17 protein-coding genes and 3 pseudogenes are annotated in these 17,163 nt (G+C 38.1%); 7 read left to right on the forward strand and 13 right to left on the reverse strand.

The window, feature by feature from the left end:
* Nucleotides 1–354: 354 nt before the first annotated feature.
* Nucleotides 355–729: a hypothetical protein gene (locus Q1K78_RS08245; protein WP_300176663.1), complete on the forward strand. Its 375-nt coding sequence runs from the start codon at nucleotides 355–357 to the stop codon at nucleotides 727–729.
* Nucleotides 730–804: 75 nt separating this feature from the next.
* Here the strand turns inward: Q1K78_RS08245 and Q1K78_RS08250 are convergent, their stop codons facing one another.
* Both Q1K78_RS08250 and Q1K78_RS08255 read right to left on the reverse strand, forming a co-directional pair.
* Complete coding sequence (locus Q1K78_RS08250; protein WP_300176665.1) at nucleotides 805–1,062, reverse strand: hypothetical protein; 258 nt, start codon at nucleotides 1,060–1,062, stop codon at nucleotides 805–807.
* 18 nt (nucleotides 1,063–1,080) lie between these two features.
* Nucleotides 1,081–1,443 (reverse strand): DoxX family protein, encoded by a 363-nt coding sequence (locus Q1K78_RS08255; RefSeq protein ID WP_300176668.1) that lies wholly within the window; start codon nucleotides 1,441–1,443, stop codon nucleotides 1,081–1,083.
* A gap of 99 nt (nucleotides 1,444–1,542) precedes the next feature.
* Here Q1K78_RS08255 and Q1K78_RS08260 point away from each other — a divergent pair, with 99 nt between their 5' ends.
* Entirely contained in the window at nucleotides 1,543–2,421 is an 879-nt protein-coding gene (locus Q1K78_RS08260) for a LysR family transcriptional regulator (RefSeq protein WP_300176671.1), read from the forward strand.
* Nucleotides 2,422–2,482: 61 nt separating this feature from the next.
* On the opposite strand, the gene Q1K78_RS08265 is transcribed toward Q1K78_RS08260, so the two are convergent.
* The 4 genes from Q1K78_RS08265 to Q1K78_RS08280 all read right to left on the reverse strand — a co-directional run bounded on the left by Q1K78_RS08265 (nucleotide 2,483) and on the right by Q1K78_RS08280 (nucleotide 5,205).
* Nucleotides 2,483–3,520, reverse strand: coding sequence for a type II toxin-antitoxin system HipA family toxin (locus Q1K78_RS08265; protein WP_300176674.1), 1,038 nt, complete (start codon nucleotides 3,518–3,520; stop codon nucleotides 2,483–2,485).
* Nucleotides 3,520–3,831, reverse strand: a complete 312-nt coding sequence (locus Q1K78_RS08270; RefSeq protein ID WP_300176677.1) for a HipA N-terminal domain-containing protein — start codon at nucleotides 3,829–3,831, stop codon at nucleotides 3,520–3,522. Before Q1K78_RS08270 ends, Q1K78_RS08265 begins: the two co-directional genes overlap by 1 nt.
* The gene (locus Q1K78_RS08275) at nucleotides 3,816–4,127 is read right to left on the reverse strand and encodes a helix-turn-helix transcriptional regulator (RefSeq protein WP_300176680.1); all 312 of its coding nucleotides are present in this window, start codon (nucleotides 4,125–4,127) and stop codon (nucleotides 3,816–3,818) included. Before Q1K78_RS08275 ends, Q1K78_RS08270 begins: the two co-directional genes overlap by 16 nt.
* Before the next feature lie 166 nt (nucleotides 4,128–4,293).
* Complete coding sequence (locus tag Q1K78_RS08280) at nucleotides 4,294–5,205, reverse strand: DMT family transporter (RefSeq protein WP_300176683.1); 912 nt, start codon at nucleotides 5,203–5,205, stop codon at nucleotides 4,294–4,296.
* A 211-nt stretch (nucleotides 5,206–5,416) separates the two neighbouring features.
* Here Q1K78_RS08280 and Q1K78_RS08285 point away from each other — a divergent pair.
* Nucleotides 5,417–5,734 (forward strand): annotated as a pseudogene (locus Q1K78_RS08285) (hypothetical protein); the annotation flags it as partial.
* Between the two features lie 14 nt (nucleotides 5,735–5,748).
* Here the strand turns inward: Q1K78_RS08285 and Q1K78_RS08290 are convergent.
* From Q1K78_RS08290 to Q1K78_RS08300, 3 genes are all read right to left on the reverse strand, one after another.
* Complete coding sequence (locus tag Q1K78_RS08290) at nucleotides 5,749–6,087, reverse strand: cytosolic protein (RefSeq protein WP_300176686.1); 339 nt, start codon at nucleotides 6,085–6,087, stop codon at nucleotides 5,749–5,751.
* Nucleotides 6,088–6,400: 313 nt separating this feature from the next.
* Entirely contained in the window at nucleotides 6,401–6,883 is a 483-nt protein-coding gene (locus tag Q1K78_RS08295) for a GNAT family N-acetyltransferase (RefSeq protein ID WP_300176689.1), read from the reverse strand.
* Between the two features lie 137 nt (nucleotides 6,884–7,020).
* The gene (locus tag Q1K78_RS08300; protein WP_300176694.1) at nucleotides 7,021–7,971 is read right to left on the reverse strand and encodes a LysR family transcriptional regulator; all 951 of its coding nucleotides are present in this window, start codon (nucleotides 7,969–7,971) and stop codon (nucleotides 7,021–7,023) included.
* A 178-nt stretch (nucleotides 7,972–8,149) separates the two neighbouring features.
* Here Q1K78_RS08300 and Q1K78_RS08305 point away from each other — a divergent pair.
* Nucleotides 8,150–8,365, forward strand: a pseudogene (locus tag Q1K78_RS08305) (enoyl-CoA hydratase-related protein); the annotation flags it as partial.
* Nucleotides 8,366–8,546: 181 nt separating this feature from the next.
* Nucleotides 8,547–8,801: a hypothetical protein gene (locus Q1K78_RS08310; protein ID WP_300176697.1), complete on the forward strand. Its 255-nt coding sequence runs from the start codon at nucleotides 8,547–8,549 to the stop codon at nucleotides 8,799–8,801.
* On the opposite strand, the pseudogene Q1K78_RS08315 reads toward Q1K78_RS08310, so the two are convergent.
* Nucleotides 8,776–9,096: pseudogene (locus tag Q1K78_RS08315) on the reverse strand (MFS transporter); the annotation flags it as partial. The gene Q1K78_RS08310 and the pseudogene Q1K78_RS08315 overlap by 26 nt on opposite strands.
* An 851-nt stretch (nucleotides 9,097–9,947) precedes the next feature.
* Entirely contained in the window at nucleotides 9,948–10,946 is a 999-nt protein-coding gene (locus tag Q1K78_RS08320) for an NADP-dependent oxidoreductase (RefSeq protein ID WP_300176700.1), read from the reverse strand.
* Between the two features lie 121 nt (nucleotides 10,947–11,067).
* Between Q1K78_RS08320 and Q1K78_RS08325 the strand changes: the two genes are divergently transcribed.
* Nucleotides 11,068–11,970, forward strand: a complete 903-nt coding sequence (locus Q1K78_RS08325; protein ID WP_300176703.1) for a LysR family transcriptional regulator — start codon at nucleotides 11,068–11,070, stop codon at nucleotides 11,968–11,970.
* 179 nt (nucleotides 11,971–12,149) lie between these two features.
* Entirely contained in the window at nucleotides 12,150–14,987 is a 2,838-nt protein-coding gene (locus tag Q1K78_RS08330; protein WP_300176706.1) for a M66 family metalloprotease, read from the forward strand.
* A gap of 365 nt (nucleotides 14,988–15,352) precedes the next feature.
* Here Q1K78_RS08330 and Q1K78_RS08335 read toward each other — a convergent pair whose 3' ends face one another.
* Nucleotides 15,353–16,441, reverse strand: a complete 1,089-nt coding sequence (locus Q1K78_RS08335; protein WP_300176710.1) for a beta/gamma crystallin-related protein — start codon at nucleotides 16,439–16,441, stop codon at nucleotides 15,353–15,355.
* 129 nt (nucleotides 16,442–16,570) lie between these two features.
* Entirely contained in the window at nucleotides 16,571–16,828 is a 258-nt protein-coding gene (locus tag Q1K78_RS17385; protein ID WP_366899709.1) for an IS3 family transposase, read from the reverse strand.
* Between the last annotated feature and the right edge of the window lie 335 nt (nucleotides 16,829–17,163).

Genomic DNA, 17,163 nt, shown 5'->3' on the forward strand with positions numbered 1-17,163 from the left:
AACGATTCAATGATATCAAGAGGTTGAGATTCCGGCGTCAGTATGACTTGTTTAACAATCTTCTTTATCTTCGCTCGATATTGCGTTGGATTTCAAACCTATTCATGACAAATACTCTTTTAATTGTGACACTTTTCTGGATGAAAGTGTCACACTTATGGCGCATTTATCCTTTAGTGACAGCAAGAGTGTCACAGTAAAATATCGCTATCTTTGGATTAATGCTCTAGAGGTTCACCTACTTATCTTTTGATCCCGCAGAAAATTAGTTTCAGGGTAATAACCCTATTAAGATAGTATTTCCCCCAAAAATACGCATAATCTTGCTATACAACACTCAAAGAGAAATTACCTATGACTAACTTTCAATATTACTTTCACAAACTGCCTTGTTTTAACTGTAAAAAAACTAAAGTAAACACTGATCTTGGTTGGTTAACAGCAACAATGAAAGATGATGTCGTAGCCCAAGCGGCTGCAATTATCGAGCAAGAAGGCGTTGAAGCTGATCTTTCAGTAAACGTGACTTGTACTAAAGCTGAAGCTCGTGATTACTTATTGCTGAATTTCTACGGTTACTCTGAAGAAGAGCTAGAAGACCAAATTGAAGCAGACGATGAGAAAGAAGTTGCAGATGAAATCGCTGAGTTGCTAAAAGACGGTAACGAGGTAGCGGTATTTGAGCACGAAATCGCTCTACAAAGCTGTACTGATTGCGACGTTGAATAAGCGTTAATAACGCTCAACATACAAAAAAGGCATTAGCAGAGTTAAATTTGCTAATGCCTTTTTTGTTTCATCAACCTACACTCTTACCGTGTCTCTAATTCTTTCTCTAAGCCATTGATGTGTAGAGGAAGATGAGTTCGATTTATGCCATTGCATGTAAAATGGAATACGCTTGAGTCGAATTGGGGATTCAATAATGGTCAAACCAAGCGTGTTTTTATATTGCAGAGCAAGGCTTCGGGTTGTATGGCAAAACAACTGTGTTTCACTCACCACCAGCATATTCGCAAGCATCGAACTGGCTTCATTCACAATATGACGTTTGATGTTCAAAGGCTTCTCAAAACTACTCTAAATCAATCTCTCTAATAACGGTAACGCAATAATAAGAGACAACACTAACGTCACCATTGATGGAACCGCGTCTTTCCAAGTATCAAATCGAAAATGAAAGAACATCGCCCCAATGGAAGTTAGCGTGATCAAACTGGCACCCATCGCACTTAATTCTGGGTTTGCTGTAAACATTCCCACTAGCATAACAATAGCACCTGTGGCTTCAATAACACCTACAGCAAACATTGCCGCACGGTTAAGGCCATAACGATGAAAGAAGGCAAGTTGTGGTTCAAATATCTCCTTTACCCAACCAAACATTTTGACTGAGCTAGCAAACAAGAAAAACGCGATTAATAACCCTTGGATAAACAACATGATTTAACTCCTCTATAAACAATAGAGCCATTAAAGCATTCCAATTAGGATAGAAGAATACTAATATTGGGCTTATTACTATTCCAAATAGGAATACTTATGGATAAGTTTGATTGTTTAAAAGTCTTTAGTCGTGTCGCTAGCTTAGGTACATTTACTGCCGCTGCGAACGAACTCAATACAACTCAAAGCGCGGTCAGTAAAAAGATTGCATGGCTTGAAAAGCAAGTAGGCATTACCTTATTTCACCGTCATGCCCGAGCGATCAGTCTAACAACAGGTGGTAAACAATATTTACGTTTAGCGCTTAAACTTACTGACGAAATGAACCTTGTTGAATCTCAATTACGACAGGAGCAAGCGTCTATCTCTGGCACTTTAAAGCTGTCTGTTCCTAGTGCTTTTAGTGTTCAAAAGCTCTCTGAGCCACTCCATGAGTTCCTAAATTTACACCCCGATCTTTCTGTTGATGTGTCGGTTTCTGATAAGTTTATTGATTTGGTTGAGAGCGACATAGACATTGCTATTCGAGCCGCTTACCTCAAAGATTCAGGGCTAAAAGCACGATGGATAATGGATAATGAACTCGCCTATTTTGCATCTCCTGACTATTTAGAAAAACATCCTCCTATCGAAGTTTCAGACGATTTAGCACAACACCAATGCCTAACTTATTCGTTATCGACACCATCAAACCTATGGCGTTTCAATGATGGGGAAGATAAAAAAGTTAAGATAAAAGAACAAGTACGAAGTGATAGCCCAGAGATGCTGGTTCAAATGGCAAAACTAGGACAAGGCGTAGCGGCAATGCCAAAATGGATGGTGGAACACGAATTAAAATCGGGCTCACTAACGCAAATATTAGAACAATATAAAACGGTGAAGTTACCTATGTATATGGTCTATAAAGATAGTGAGCACCAACCTCAACGCATTCGTGCTTTCATTGATTTTATTTCAAATTACTTTTCTTAGGGGTAGCGTTTACTCGCTGATAATAAAAAATATTAACGTTCAAGATCACGGTATTGTTGAGTTAAGGGATGTACTCATCACGATCTTGTGCATAAAACGCTATCGAAATTATCCACTTCTCTATTGCACTATATTGCTCTTTAGATATAAAACTTTCTCGATATATATTTAAAATACGATCCTTATGCTTTAGTACGTCATCCATCAGTTTAATTGTCATTTTTTGGCTCAGGTTCATGGCGTTACCAAACTGAATAAAATCATAGCCAGTGTAGTGCGAGTGCTTCTCAAAGCCATTGCTTTGCACCTCTCCCCCTTCCTCTAATTTAAGCAGCGGTAATGCCATTCGGTCACTGATGTATTCTTTATATGGCGCAACTGATACATAATCATAAATAGGGGCTAAACTATCTTCTGCAACTTCAGGGCGAAGTATTCCAAAGTTTCTAAGGTGTAAATCGTTATTGCCCAATAGATAAGCAACAAATACTCGGCGAAAAAAATCTTTTTTAAGTTGTAACGTATTATCTAAGTTTTCAGAAAGGAAATCCCAGATCCGCTCATAACTCACATAGTTCTCGCCATCATCTTTGATTTTTCCGTACTTTTCCGCAATATTCATTGCCGCATCTAATTGCTCTTGATGGATCGGTTCTTTGTTTTCATTGCGATCAAAACGTTTAATAATAAACGCTTTTTCTTCATTACCTTGCTCATCTTTTTTAAATCGAACGAGCCCAAACTCCGGTATATCAAAGCCTAAATCTTTCATCACTAGCATAGTGGCGTGCTCATTTTCTGCTAAATGAGGAAACTCTTCTGGTGATGGCTTAAGGATGTACTGCGCTTCGTTTTCTACGACTTCAAATTGTTGTTCATTGATAACAAGTGATAGCTTGGGTTGATACCCTGAAATACTCATCCCTTTTTGTTTTTTAGGTTGCTCCGTAATAAATCCGCTACGTGTAAAAGGTAGGCGCATTATTGTTGTTGGATCAGCCGTTAAGTATTTAATTCCTGCTTTGGTATATTCATCTTGAAACTGGTTCTTATCCGTTAAAGGAGTCAGGCTGATTAAACATTTATCTTCTGGATACATTATTCTTCAAACCTCTGTAAACGAACTGCCCCAATTAGGTTATTTCCATTTTTTATTAACATGCCTAACGTATCGTTTTCATCTATTTTTTGAATTTCTGAATACCGTTTTTTTAACCAACCTTCAGGGGCTAGGCTTGCAAAAAATGGATGTAAGTACTCTTCTGTAAAGCTTTTCTCTTTTAGGGGAAAGCTTAAAGACAGTGGTTTTCCTCGATAACTCTCGCTATAAGTAAAAGTAAAGCAATTGTCTTTTTGAGTTAATATCCCTGCGAGTTGCTTATACAGATAAACATTTACTTTTCTATCCATAACTTCACTCCTAATTCATTACAAATGCTAAGAACATTAGATAACTTGGCATTATGAGGGTCTTTTAAGATCCGCTGTATCGTTGAAAAAGAAATATCTGTTTGCAGTTCAAGATCTTCAATTGAAATGCCCAATTGCTTTCTTTTCTCTAGAAGTATTTTGTCTAGATCTGCATGTTGATGATCAAGACGGAGTTTACTGCTTGGGTTTGTTTTTAATTGTGTGATCTCATCGATAAGCCCCTGCATTTCATTATATAGCGAAGTTAGCTTTACTTGAGCTTCATTAGTATCCATAACAGCAACCCTCTTATCAAAAATGAATATATGAATAGAAAAACTGATAAATTAATTCATATTTGGTTAAAACATAGCAATAATACTATGTATCAAATCATATATGAATAAAAATATTATTTTAAGGATAAAAAAATCATATTTGACCAGTGCGAATAACTCCCGTTTAGTTAAGTGAGCTATTTTTCTTAAGAATAGAGACTGACTGCTTACCAAATACGTTAATAAGCGCACCCGTAATAATCAAACCACCACCAAGATACGTCCACATTGATGGCATTTCATTAAATACCCAAACACCTAATAACGCAGAAAACACAACCTGAACATAAGAATAGGCAGAGGCTTTACCCGCCGCTTGGGTTTGCATTGCTTTGGTAAGGCCATATTGTCCTATCTGCGTAAAGATGCCGATTAAAATCAGGATCATAGTAAGGAACAGACTTGGCCATACAAAGTCATTCCAAATCAGTACGCTTGAGATAGGTAATGCCACTAATGGGAAATAAAATATGATCACAGAGCTGTCTTCTGTTTGGCTGAGCTTTCTTACTATCACATAGGCAATCGAACTTCCTAATGCACCACACAACGCAACAAGGATACTAAAAATAGGCAGTTCACTTGTACTGCCACTGTTCATGCTTGGCTGAACCATAACAAACAAGCCCACAAGACAAAACGCAATGCATATCATGGTTGATTTTTGAATGTGTTCTTTAAGAAATAGGACGCCGAGCAATGCGGTAAAGATAGGATGGACGTATTGTAAGATGGTTGCTTCAGCCAAAGGCAAGGTCGTTACTGCGTAGTAAACACACATAAGCGCTGCTGTGCCTACTGTCCCACGAGCAAGAAGTAAGGGTTTATTGTTCCCCCATATCGAAATGCCTTTTCGTTTCACATCTGCATAGCTAATGATCAAAGAAACGAATGCCCTTGCTGCCACAATTTCAAAGACTGGAATGCCGTAATTGCTCACGTATTTTACGCATGCCGACATGAGCGCAAATCCAAGCGCAGAAAGAAACATAAATCGAACCCCTGTCGGGATCAGTGAAACAGAAAAGGTAGGCATAAGAACATCAATCAAATTTAGAAGGTAACGAATGATAGCCTAATTTACTTATTGCACCCAAAGTTCTTGTCTTAATCACATCGACATTCAAACTCTATTCCAAATATCCCCCCTCCCAGTTATAGATCATTACATTTTATTAAAAAATAATAATAACCTTAGCATAAACAGAAAACGTAAAAGTATTTATTGATAATGGCACTGACGCAAGACACCAACAGAATTTAAAGACGCTATTCGTGACGCTTTTAAAGGCATTATCATTTACGCTGGTCGCTACAATACCGAAAAAGCAGAACAAGCATTAACCAGTGGTTTAGCAAACATGATCAGCTTTAGTCGCCCATTTGTTGCTAACCCTGATTTACCAAATCGTCTTAAACATAGTTACCCTCTGGCAGAGCATGATCCAAATACGTTATTTTTATTGGCTTCTAGAGAATGTTCAAACCTCCATCCCATCAACAGCGTTTCTAGATATACAATTATCGGTGATAATCTAACTTGTTATTGCTCCACTCCTTGCTAGGAATACCGCTATTTTCAGTCCATTCGGGTAATAAAAGTTTGCTCGTCATCCACAAACGCCACAAAGCCGCCGTGATAGATAAATACCCGACCACGCCCCTCAACTAGGCAAGCAAGCTGTGGGTTCAAATCTTCTTCGTTATTCTGGCTTTGAAAAGTGCCAGTATCGGTGATTACGCCGCTGAGTGTAGGCAAATATCCATAAGTGCGCTTGGCTTGATCAATCAGGTTCAATTCGCAGGCGGTAGAGAAGCAAAAGGAGATCGCTCCGGCTTCTTCGATAAATAAAGTTTTCAGTTCTTCAAAAGCTGTAATCACCAGCCAGTCGATGCCGTTAACATGATGGATAAACATAGAGTTTCTCGGTTATTCTGGGGCGGAGATTTTATCACTATTAGGGAGGAACATAGTAGATATTTAGTTACTAAAGGCGGTAATTCTGTGGCATTCACTTTGATACCAGATCCAATACAGCAACCTTATAGTTACTCGCCACCACCATTCATTGTATGTAAATGGCGATGGCCCGCTTCATATGTCTCTTTTAAATGCTGCTGTAACAGTAAGAAACTTTGCTCTCTGCACCAACGGTGATCAGAGTCATTCTGGTATTTACTGTGCCAAGGTAAATAATAACTATGTAGTGGAAGCTCAAACAGTTACTTGATTACAGTTGTTTTAACATCCAAACATCACACGCACCATGAAGAGTATCTTCAAGTGGTTGTGGTAAATGCTCAAAGCCGAGTTTTTCATACAATCGCACTGCCGCGACCATATTAGAAAGCGTATCAAGATAACATTGAGTAAAGCCCTGCTCTTTCCCAAACGCTAAACACGCAATAGCAAGTTGCTTTCCAAGGCCTAACCCTCTGCTTTCTTCAAGCAAGAACAGTTTTTTTAATTCACAGGTATTTGTGTCATTACCAAAGGGAGCAAGACCGCAACCTCCTACGACTTTTCCATCCAGTAACGCGACCAAATAATGACTGCGATTTTCTTTGGTGTAATAGGCACTCATCTCATCAACTTCGGCATCTGATGGACCAAAGCCCTCACCGACGGCTCCGTATTCTTCGCCTACGTATTTGATAACTCGACTTAACTCTTTGTCATGCTCGGCTGACACGTCTACTATTTTCAGGCTCATAATTACTCTCTCAGGATTCATAACATTCATCTTTGTATCACTCATTTTGTCTCGATGAATTAACTACAAGGTGACACAGTTATGATTAAAAATCACATTAAGTCATGCAAATCATGATTTAAAGTCAAACCAATTATTTACTTATTACCCCCATACAGCTTTGCAAAGTTCGGAATATTTTGTTCCCACACAGGTGAATCCTCTCCAATAATTGACTTTAAAACATCAATAAATAGCTTGGTTTTAATGGGTGCATCTCGATGTGGGTACACGGCATAAAAAGTTCCGAAGTCCTCAAGATTCAAATGCGTCATTATCGGTATAAGCTTACCTTCTATGATTTCATCTTCAATCATTTGTGCGATAACAACTGCTAGCGTATTTCCTGCCAGTGCGCTTTTTACTACCATTTCAACATCATTGACTTTGTAAGCGGTATTTAGATGAAACTGCTGCTCAATATCGTTCTCATCAAGATAATTGAATTTATTAATGAGTAACCCAGGCGCGACATAAATCGTCGCTGGCAGTGATTCTAGCTTTTCAATTGTCTCTATCTGACCGTGTTCCTGAATGAAATCAGGTGAGGCGACAATTAACAAACGACTTCGGGCAATCTTACGAGAGATCAAACTGGAGTTCTTTGGTCTGCCAATACGAAAACCAATATCAAAACCTTCTTGCACGATATCAACCACTCTATCCTCTAATCTCAGCTCGCACTTCACATCAGGGTATTGTTTCTGAAAAACAGAGATCGCATCTTGAACGTACTGACGGCCAAACATCATTGAGCTGGTGATCTTTAACATCCCTCTAGGCTCTGAATGGTAGTTTTGCGCTAAACGGTGCGTGTTATTCAATAAGTCACGTAACAATTTTGCTTGGCTCACCATTTCATTGCCTGCTGCTGTTAATGATAACGAGCGCGTGGTGCGGTTAAGTAAACGAACCCCTAACTCTTCTTCTAAGCGACTTATCTGCTTTGAAATAACAGAGCGATCAAGGTTCTTTTGCTCGGCAACATTAGTAAAAGAGCCAAGTTCAGTGACTTCTAGCAATAAAAGTAAGCGATTAGAAAAATCCATATGAGCCTCATGAGAATAAATAAAAACAGTATTGGTGCAATATTAGCATCAATATTATGCCAATAACGGTATTTTTATCACCTAATAGATTACTTATAGTTATCTCACTGACGGAGAGGACGCCCTCTCAACGTAATTATATTTAACTAGCCAATAGGCGATTTAGAGGAAGTACATTATGAAAACATTATCAATCACTAACCAAAATGGTATCGCAACGGTTGCTATCAACAACCCACCAGTGAATGTATTAACCATTAATCTAATCAACGAAATTAATGAATATGTACTTTCTTTAAAAGATGACCGAGATACTAAAGTGGTGGTGTTTAAATCACTGCATGAAACCTTCTTCTTAGCGCATCTTGATCTGAATGTGATTAACGGCACTCAGCTTGTTGTTGCTTGCTCCTGTCGGGTGCTCAGTTTTTTCCAATAACCCTAAACCTTTGCATTTATCTGCACAGTATTACAATTATCTTCAGCCCTCATTTGATCAGTATTTAGCGGAAACCAAAAATTGGATCTCTAAACATCGGGCTTTTATCTCTGATGATCATGAAAAAGAGTTAGCAATGAACATGCCCTTTGAGCGTGGCGATAGAAATTCAAAAAAAGCGATCCTACTGGTACACGGACTAGGGGATTCTCCATATAGCTTTAGTGATCTTGCGACGACATTTTCAGAACAAGGGTTCTATGTACAGGTTCTTTTATTACCTGGCCATGGAAGTAAACCAGAAGAAGGAAAGGCTTATGCTCGGCTCACATGGAACCCATATTTTGATAATTTAGAATATGAGATCAATAAGTTAATGCAGATAAATTAAGCTGTAATTGCACAAGATAATTCCCCGCTTTTTCTTCTGCCTCTAACGCTTCTCCACGAGCGATTAATCTTTGAATCACTTTAGATAAGCCTAAGGTCAACACCGCCATAAACGCTGCCACTTGCGCTAGCATATAAAAATAACTGGTATATACCGTCTCCACCACTTCTGGGGTAAATACGATGTCTTTAGGCAAGGCGATTTTTGTTGCTATCACAGCCGCTAATATTCCACTTAATAAGATAGCCACAGCACGTAAGTCAATTGAGAATGCCGTAAGATAGCGAGGCACCATAGAAGGCGGCACCCCATAAAAATTGTCTAAGAATGAGAATTTTAGCTATCGTGGGAAATCGTGCATTATTGTCTTGCATACTACTCCAGAATCATAATGACATCATTAACCCCTACTTTATGTAAGTGTATCTTGTCTTTATATCATCTGTTTCCTTCACTATTTGATACGTAAGTCTCAAACTGCCGAGTTAAGAAGTTCTCTTTTGCAAAATGCGACCTTCACCCTAAATTAACGTATATTTAACTGAATTTAATGTTATTTATAGTCTTATTCACTAAGTTAATTTCATTACTATAGATTTACTTTCTGATATTGATTACAGATCTAGTTGTTTATTTTAGTGCCTATGTTTAATAAAAAAGGACAACCATTAATTCATGGCTGCCCTTTACTATTTATAAATAAATCACATTTACTAATTACTCGACTGGCATCAACTCAATAAAATCCTGCGTCAAAGATTGTCGAAAGAAATCTGGCATGGATTCCATGGTAAAGATAACTGCATCGTCAAAAATGGTCGTGGAACCACTAAGTGTCCAGTAAGAGCTTCCTTTGTGCGTATTCACTTTAACTTTAAAACGCGTTGGAGTGATGGTAACCATTTTTCTATTCCTAAAATAACATACCAGATCATGCTACCACTTCCATTTTATGAAACCAGTATTTACCCTATGAATTACAAGGTTTTTTCTATTTGTAATTCCAGTGTAAAACAAATCAACCCAAGTTGTTAGCGTATTGTTCTTTGGTTGTATTGGATCTGGCTTATTCTTTAATTATCTTATGTAAAAAATCCGAGAGCATAAATACTCTCGGATTTTTTATTCAAGAAAGATAAGCTTAGTTTATAACTTAACTAGCAACTTACCTTTGTTCTCGCCTGTGAAGAACATATTAAGGCCGGACATCGCGCTTTCTAATCCATCCAATTGGTGAGTTCGATACTTCACTTTACCTTGCATCACATACGGCGTTAACTTGGTTAATAATGCAGGTACATCACCAAAATGATCTGGCATTGCGAAACCTTGGATCATCACGCGCTTCTTAATTAAGTTAATCCAATTCGGGCCTAATGCTGGTTCTGCGGCAGTGTAATCGGCAATCATGCCACACACGACAATGCGTCCGTGCGTATTCATGCGATTAAAGATAAGGTGTTGAATTGGACCGCCCGTATTTTCAAAAAATACATCGACGCCATCTGGAGTTAGCTCGACCAATTTCGCTTCTAAATCGTCAGTTTTATAGTTGATTGCGCCATCAAAGCCCAGTTCATTCACTATCCAATCGGCTTTTTCATCACTGCCGACAACACCAATGACTCGTAAACCGTCCGCTTTTGCTAGTTGCCCAACAATAGAGCCCACTGAACCCGCAGCACCAGTAACAATCAGTGTTTCACCTGCTTTTGGCTTACCAATATTAAACAAACCTTGAGTCGCGGTTAAACCCGGAAGTGCGAATACAGCCAATGCCATTTCTGCGCTTACACCCGCTTGAACTTTATTGATACCTTGACCATTAGTAACGAGATATTCAGTCCAACCCATCATGCCCATCACTGAGTCACCGACTGTAAAATCAGGATGGTTCGATTCCACCACTTCACCAAAACCACTTGAGCGCATTACTTGGCCCAATTCAACACGCGGAATGTAGCTGTTAGTATCAGGGCTCATCCAACCAATCATCGCAGGATCAAGTGACATATAAGTTTGCTTGATAAGAATTTGTCCCGGACCAACGGCTGGAATATCCTTTTTAACTGCGGTAAATAGTTGTGGACCGATTGGGTTTTCATCAGGGCGTTGAGTTAATTGGATTTCAGTGTACTGGCTCATCGTCTTTCCTTTTTATTGTTAGTCATTGTTTGTGGAAGTGGATACAGTATTACTTCTATTTTATGCAAGATATAGGGGGTAATATGGGAAACTCTATTGTTAAAAAGGCAATAATAAAATTATGGACCAATTACGAGCGTTAAAATACTTTACAGCGACGGTAGAGGCTGGAAACTTCTCCGCAGCAGCAAAAAAGTTTGATGTGCCAGCCTCTTCTATCTCTCGTCGCATTGCCGATCTTGAAGCCTCACTCGGCGCACAATTACTAAAACGAACCACTAGAACGGTTTCATTAACTGAGGTGGGGTTACAATATTACTCTCAAGTAACGTCGCTTATTCAGCAATTAGAACAGTGTGATAAAGCAGTAAAATATTATCAAACAACACCAACAGGCACGCTAAAAATTAGCTCGATGGTTGGTTTTGGGGAGCGTATTCTTACGCCAATCTTGGATGAATTTTCACTTCATTACCCAGATATTGTATTGGATGTAGAACTCAACGATCAAATATCAAAGCTTGATAGAGATGATGTCGATATTGCCATTCGTGGTGGTTTTGCACCTGATGAGCGAGTCGTTGCCATTCATCTGATGGATAATCAGTTTATTCCGGCTGCCTCTTCTACTTATCTTGCGCAATATGGTCACCCTAAGAGCACAAAAGAGTTACCTAATCACAAAGGCTTGTTCTTCAAAACGCCACACGGCCCAACGCCTTGGTTGAGTGAAATAAATGGAGAATGGCAAGATGTCTCTGCACCAAGTTTACTCACAACAAATAATGGTCAATGGTTGGCAGAGAAAGCGATAAAGGGCGATGGCATAATCATGATGCCTCGTTGGGTATTGCAGCCTTATTTTGAGCGTAATGAACTCATTGAACTGCATTTTGATGAGCCTCTAAATATCACTCAAAATCAAACTCTCGGTGTGTATATGCTGTATCAAAAATTGGCTTATGCGACACCAAAAGTGAAGGCTGCTATCGATTTTATCGTGGCTAGAACAAAAGGAAGGTAATAGCGATTTTACTGCCTAATATTTTAGCCATTCATATTTATATACATTCCAATGTGGAATGAACCTCTAACTTTTTAAAAAATTAAATATCTTATTTTTAGTTTTAAACTATAAGTTTCGCAAATGATACGAAGCGATTCAAAGCGCTGGCTTATTAAATAATAATAAATTGAGGTTATATGAAAAAGACAATTTTAGGTATGTTCATTGGAGCAACATTAGCGACTAACGTTTATGCAGATAATTATCCATTAAACGATGCTAACGTTCAAATTATGAACAAAATGACCGAATTAGCCGTACTTGCTAGTGATCCTGTAAATGTCACCCAAGAGGGTGAACAAAAATACCTTGAATACAAAGGAAAGAAATTAAGAATAAACTTTGATGGCAATGTGAAATTTGACCTAATGGACTTCGAGTCAGAGTTTGAAACCGTATTCGATTTTCTTCCTACTAAGTGGGAAAAATATTGGTACGACGGCGGTTTTGATATTTACCCAGAAACCTTTGATGTTGCTGAAAAATGTATCTTCAGTCTTTATCCTGCAGCAAGAGGATCTAAAGACAACGAAGGCAATTACATTTGGGAACGCGATATGTCGACCGAAATCGACACTTCAGAATGTGCCTCTGTTATTGAAAAACCAGCGATATTCTTCAACACCAATCAATTAGAAAACGTATTGGTTGGCGATCTTTCTGGTGGCGTATTATTTGCTCAAGCCCATATCATTCCAGCAAAAGCGACTGAACAAGAAAAACGTATGCATCTAGTTGCTCAGCGTGCGACAAAAGTAATGTTTAAACCGACAGAAGCCTTTGCTTCATACGCAGAAGTTGCCTTAACTGCGACGGACCGTACTGGTAAAACACTAGGCACGTTAGAAATGAAACGTCCTGATGCATTAGCGCCTAACGTGATGATGACCCCTGAAATCACGGACTCTAATATTGATTTTAGCTATGATGAAGCCAAAGCATTCAACGTACGTGAAGTATCAAGCCAAGCAATAGCTGCCGCGCTTGTAGATCACAACGTAGTAAAACTGAGCACGTGGAATGGTCACTGGAACGGAAACATTGCACTTGAGCAAAATAATCCAGAACTCGATGGTAAAATCTTTGTATTTACCTCAAGTGCAGGTTACAACTCAAACGTAAGTTACTACCCTGAACGCTCTAAAACAATTGTTAACGGCACAACAACTGTGTTTAAAAACGTTAACGGTATATGGGTACTAGAAGACGACTTAATTTTCAATGAAATCGGTTATGCGGATGGTTTTTGGTCTGCGGAATTACCAAAAGAATGGCTAAATGCAGGTCTGCAATTATCATTTGAAAACCAAGGCAAAAAAGGCACATTAGCTCAAATTAAAGTAGGTGCTCCAACTGAGTTACTGCTTCATACCATTGACGTTGGTATGCTTGTAGAGCCTCGTGATGCATTCCATTTCCAAACAGACAAAGCAGCACAACGTGAATATTTTGAAACAACTCCCATTAGTAAAATGGTAGTAAGTGAATATGAACCTGTACACTTTACTGAAGTTATGCTGCCTGATGGTACTTTATTAACGGATCTTGACCCAAGCAATGGTGGCTGGCACTCAGGCACTATGCGTCAACGTATTGGTAAAGAGTTAATCTCTATCGGTATTAACAACGCAAACTACGGTATTAACTCTACAACAGGTGTTGGTGAGGGTGAAAACCCATATATCTCTGCTCAATTAACTGCTCATAACACCCGTGGTAACTACAACAATGGTGTGCAAAACCATGGTGGTTCTGGTGGCGCTGGTATGGTGACACTTGATAGTTCTATTGGTAACGAATTTAGCCATGAAGTAGGCCATAACTACGGTTTAGGGCACTACCCTGGTGGATTTGAAGGATCTATTCATAAACCAGCCAACATGACTAACTCTACATGGGGTTGGGATTCTTCACGTGATGTGTTTATTCCAAACTTTTCACCATCAAATAATGGCGGTCAAAGCTGTCTTGATGGCCAATGTGTTGAACCATTTAATGGCATGTTCAGCTTTGGTTCTGATTCTATGGCTGGTGGTTGGGCAATGTATAGCGCACAACGATTTACGTTGTATACACCGTACTCAATGCATTTCATCCAAAAAGATTTAGAAAGTAAAATCGTATTTGATAAAACATCATCAACTGGTTTTAAAAAGTGGGATAAAGCAACAGAAACCATGGTTGAATACACACATTCAATCGATGTTCTAGAAACAACATCAATAAACCCAGATAAAGCTAACGCAAGCCATATTGCTACGCTATTAACTGACTTCGATAAAGTAGACCTATCTACTTGGAATGGTCATTGGGCACGAGACATGTCAGTCCCTGCGGCATCTACAGTAAACAAAGGTAAAATCTTCACCTTCAATTCGGATTCGGGTTACAACTCGCACTTAGAAATTAATGGTGAAAATATCGTAGTTAGCAACGGCAGCCGTTTAGTGTTTGTATCTGACGGTCAAACGTGGGTACAAGATGGCGAATATAAGAAAAATAGTGTAATTCGTCCAACCTCATTTGGCGTTCCTGTAACAACATTGGTGGGTTACTACGATCCTCAAAATAAACTAGACAGCCATATCTTCCCAGCACTGCATGGTTCTTATGGTTATGTTTACCCTGATAATTCAGCTAGCTTAACGGTAGATGAATGTGCGTTAGAAGTAAGCATGAAAAATGGCGATGTTCAGAAGTTTGCTCTGAAGAACAACCGTCGTAACGCGGATAACATGAACAAATTCCATGTAAACGTGGCACGTTCTGAAAATCCAGTATCGGCATCTGTTATCTGTGACGGAAAAGTTCTAAACTCAATGGCTATCGACAGTCCAAAACTTGAGCCTGTATATACAGTACAAGGTGGCAATGAAGCAGTACGTTCAGTATCACTTCCAACAAATAACACGCCAAGAGTTCTAGCTGAACGCTATGAGCCTAAAAACTGTGATAATGCGGATCACAATCATTAATTAATATTCTAAAGGCGTCATTCACGGCGTCTTATATAAATTAAAATCAAAAGGGTTAAGTGCTTCTAATTGAAGTATCTTAACCCTTTTTTAATGGCTACATGTTAAACTCTAATAGCCAATTAATGACTTTGCTACAATACACAAGACAGTTTATCTTTTTATAACGTTGCAGCACCAGTATCGTACATCTTATCCGCGGTTATATGCGCTACTGGCTCTGTGATTTGAGCACAAATAGCGTCAATAACCTGATCATCCACGACGTATCTGTGAGTTAATACTGTCCTTGAATTAAGTAATTTTCTTTAATTTCTAATTGATGTATATTTGAACTCCACAATAAAGCATATTTCTATTCATGGTTAATTGTTCTTTCTTATTTTAACTGATGATATTATATCATTGAATTCTGGACTATAATATTCGTCATGAGTTCTTGTCCACATTTTTCCTTTATAATTAGCATGCTCATAAAATACAACAATAGTACCTTTTGGAATACGGTAAGATGATAATACATCATTAAATTCATTACGAGATAAGTCAGGTATATCTTCGTTAATTTCCACCGTTCTTCCTTTATACCCAGCATGCTCATAGATATAAGCATATTGATTATTAGGAATTCTGTTGCCAGAATGTGTTTTAATAACTTTCATTGATTTATTAAATATTGTCCCATGAATTTGAACTTCATATTTATCACCAGGTATTACATCATGAAATTCATGATCTTGCCCAAAATCAGATTTTAAAGTAAACATATTTACTTCAGCATTAGCCGAGTAGTATGAATATCTAACCTGATCCAACTGCATCCAATCTGGCTGATCAGCCCAAAAACCCCAGATACCACCGTTATCATTATTTAAGTCTACAGCGGCTAAGGCTACACTGGCATTGAACCAACCTCGATTAACGATTCTAACTTCTACTGGGTCTTTTATGTCAGATATTGTAAATATTTGATTATCCATTTGGTTAGCGCAATGATCCAAATACGAAGAACTACCATTAAGTGTTAGGCACTTTCCGTTGTTTAATATTTTTACGCTATTTCCTGATATGCGTTCTATTTTAAATATTTGCTTACTGTTATTAACTGAACACTCTTTTGCTTTAACGTCATTATTTTGAAATACTTCAGCACATGAATTCTTATAATTACCAAATAGTTCAGCAGGCGATATATTAGAATCTCTTTGTATTCTTCCATCTTTATAAATAAAAGTATTTCTAACTGAATTAAAAACATCCCCACAACTACTGGAAATTATAGAATTATCATCTATATCCTTTTTTATTATTCTATCTTCATTTCCATCAAAGCCAAAGCACAGTGATGAATCAGAGTTTTTCAATATAAAAGATTGATTATTCTCAACAAACTCACGTGATATAGACGAAAATGAAATAGTGCTAAAAATAAAAAATAAAGTAATTTTACGCATGTTTCCTCTCTAGTTAACAACTAATTACTATAAAGCATAATATAATATATGACAAAAAATGCATCTGATATATTTTAATCGTAACAATTAAAAAAATTTCAATTACTCGTTCTACATAGATTGTAATTGTCAAAAAAAAACGGACACCAGATCTCGTGCTTCTTTCTCGTATTGGAGCGGTGACAAATATCCATTAACGGTATGTGGGCGCAATCCATTGTAATACGCCAAGTAATCTAAAATACTTAGCTTCGCTTCTTTTTTAGTTTTAAACGTTTCATAATTCAATTGTTCGTGCTTGAGACTGCGAAAGAAACGCTCTGTAGGATAGTTATCCCAACATTCAACTTTTCCACTCATCCTGATATTCATTTTCATATCGTTCATTAAAGAACGATACTCATAGCTTGTATATTAATTGCCTCTAATCTGAATGATGCAATAAACCAGCAAGTGGCTTTCTTTGCCAAAAAGCCATTTTAAGTACTGAGTTACAAAGAGATGTTTTTATGTGCTCTGCAATCGATCAACCAACAATTCGCCGTGAATATAAGTCGATAACAACAGCAAGATAAATAAAACTCTGATGTGTATGAATAGTAAGCGCTCAATGAACTAGTGATGCTTTACTCTGCATCACTAGTTCATTGATCCACGGCATAAGATCCGACATATCATCGGTTGGATCACGTTTAGGTAATTCCGTAAATAGATACTGGAAG

Source organism: uncultured Aliivibrio sp., assembly GCF_946479765.1.
GTDB lineage: Bacteria > Pseudomonadota > Gammaproteobacteria > Enterobacterales > Vibrionaceae > Aliivibrio.

Coding starts and splice junctions, on each gene's coding strand:
- Q1K78_RS08245 (WP_300176663.1), top strand. CDS start 355: ATGACTAACTTTCAATATTACTTTCACAAACTGCCTTGTTTTAACTGT.
- Q1K78_RS08255 (WP_300176668.1), bottom strand. CDS start 1,443: ATGTTGTTTATCCAAGGGTTATTAATCGCGTTTTTCTTGTTTGCTAGC.
- Q1K78_RS08260 (WP_300176671.1), top strand. CDS start 1,543: ATGGATAAGTTTGATTGTTTAAAAGTCTTTAGTCGTGTCGCTAGCTTA.
- Q1K78_RS08265 (WP_300176674.1), bottom strand. CDS start 3,520: ATGTATCCAGAAGATAAATGTTTAATCAGCCTGACTCCTTTAACGGAT.
- Q1K78_RS08270 (WP_300176677.1), bottom strand. CDS start 3,831: ATGGATAGAAAAGTAAATGTTTATCTGTATAAGCAACTCGCAGGGATA.
- Q1K78_RS08275 (WP_300176680.1), bottom strand. CDS start 4,127: ATGGATACTAATGAAGCTCAAGTAAAGCTAACTTCGCTATATAATGAA.
- Q1K78_RS08280 (WP_300176683.1), bottom strand. CDS start 5,205: ATGCCTACCTTTTCTGTTTCACTGATCCCGACAGGGGTTCGATTTATG.
- Q1K78_RS08290 (WP_300176686.1), bottom strand. CDS start 6,087: ATGTTTATCCATCATGTTAACGGCATCGACTGGCTGGTGATTACAGCT.
- Q1K78_RS08295 (WP_300176689.1), bottom strand. CDS start 6,883: ATGAGCCTGAAAATAGTAGACGTGTCAGCCGAGCATGACAAAGAGTTA.
- Q1K78_RS08300 (WP_300176694.1), bottom strand. CDS start 7,971: ATGGATTTTTCTAATCGCTTACTTTTATTGCTAGAAGTCACTGAACTT.
- Q1K78_RS08310 (WP_300176697.1), top strand. CDS start 8,547: ATGAACATGCCCTTTGAGCGTGGCGATAGAAATTCAAAAAAAGCGATC.
- Q1K78_RS08320 (WP_300176700.1), bottom strand. CDS start 10,946: ATGAGCCAGTACACTGAAATCCAATTAACTCAACGCCCTGATGAAAAC.
- Q1K78_RS08325 (WP_300176703.1), top strand. CDS start 11,068: ATGGACCAATTACGAGCGTTAAAATACTTTACAGCGACGGTAGAGGCT.
- Q1K78_RS08330 (WP_300176706.1), top strand. CDS start 12,150: ATGAAAAAGACAATTTTAGGTATGTTCATTGGAGCAACATTAGCGACT.
- Q1K78_RS08335 (WP_300176710.1), bottom strand. CDS start 16,441: ATGCGTAAAATTACTTTATTTTTTATTTTTAGCACTATTTCATTTTCG.
- Q1K78_RS17385 (WP_366899709.1), bottom strand. CDS start 16,828: ATGAACGATATGAAAATGAATATCAGGATGAGTGGAAAAGTTGAATGT.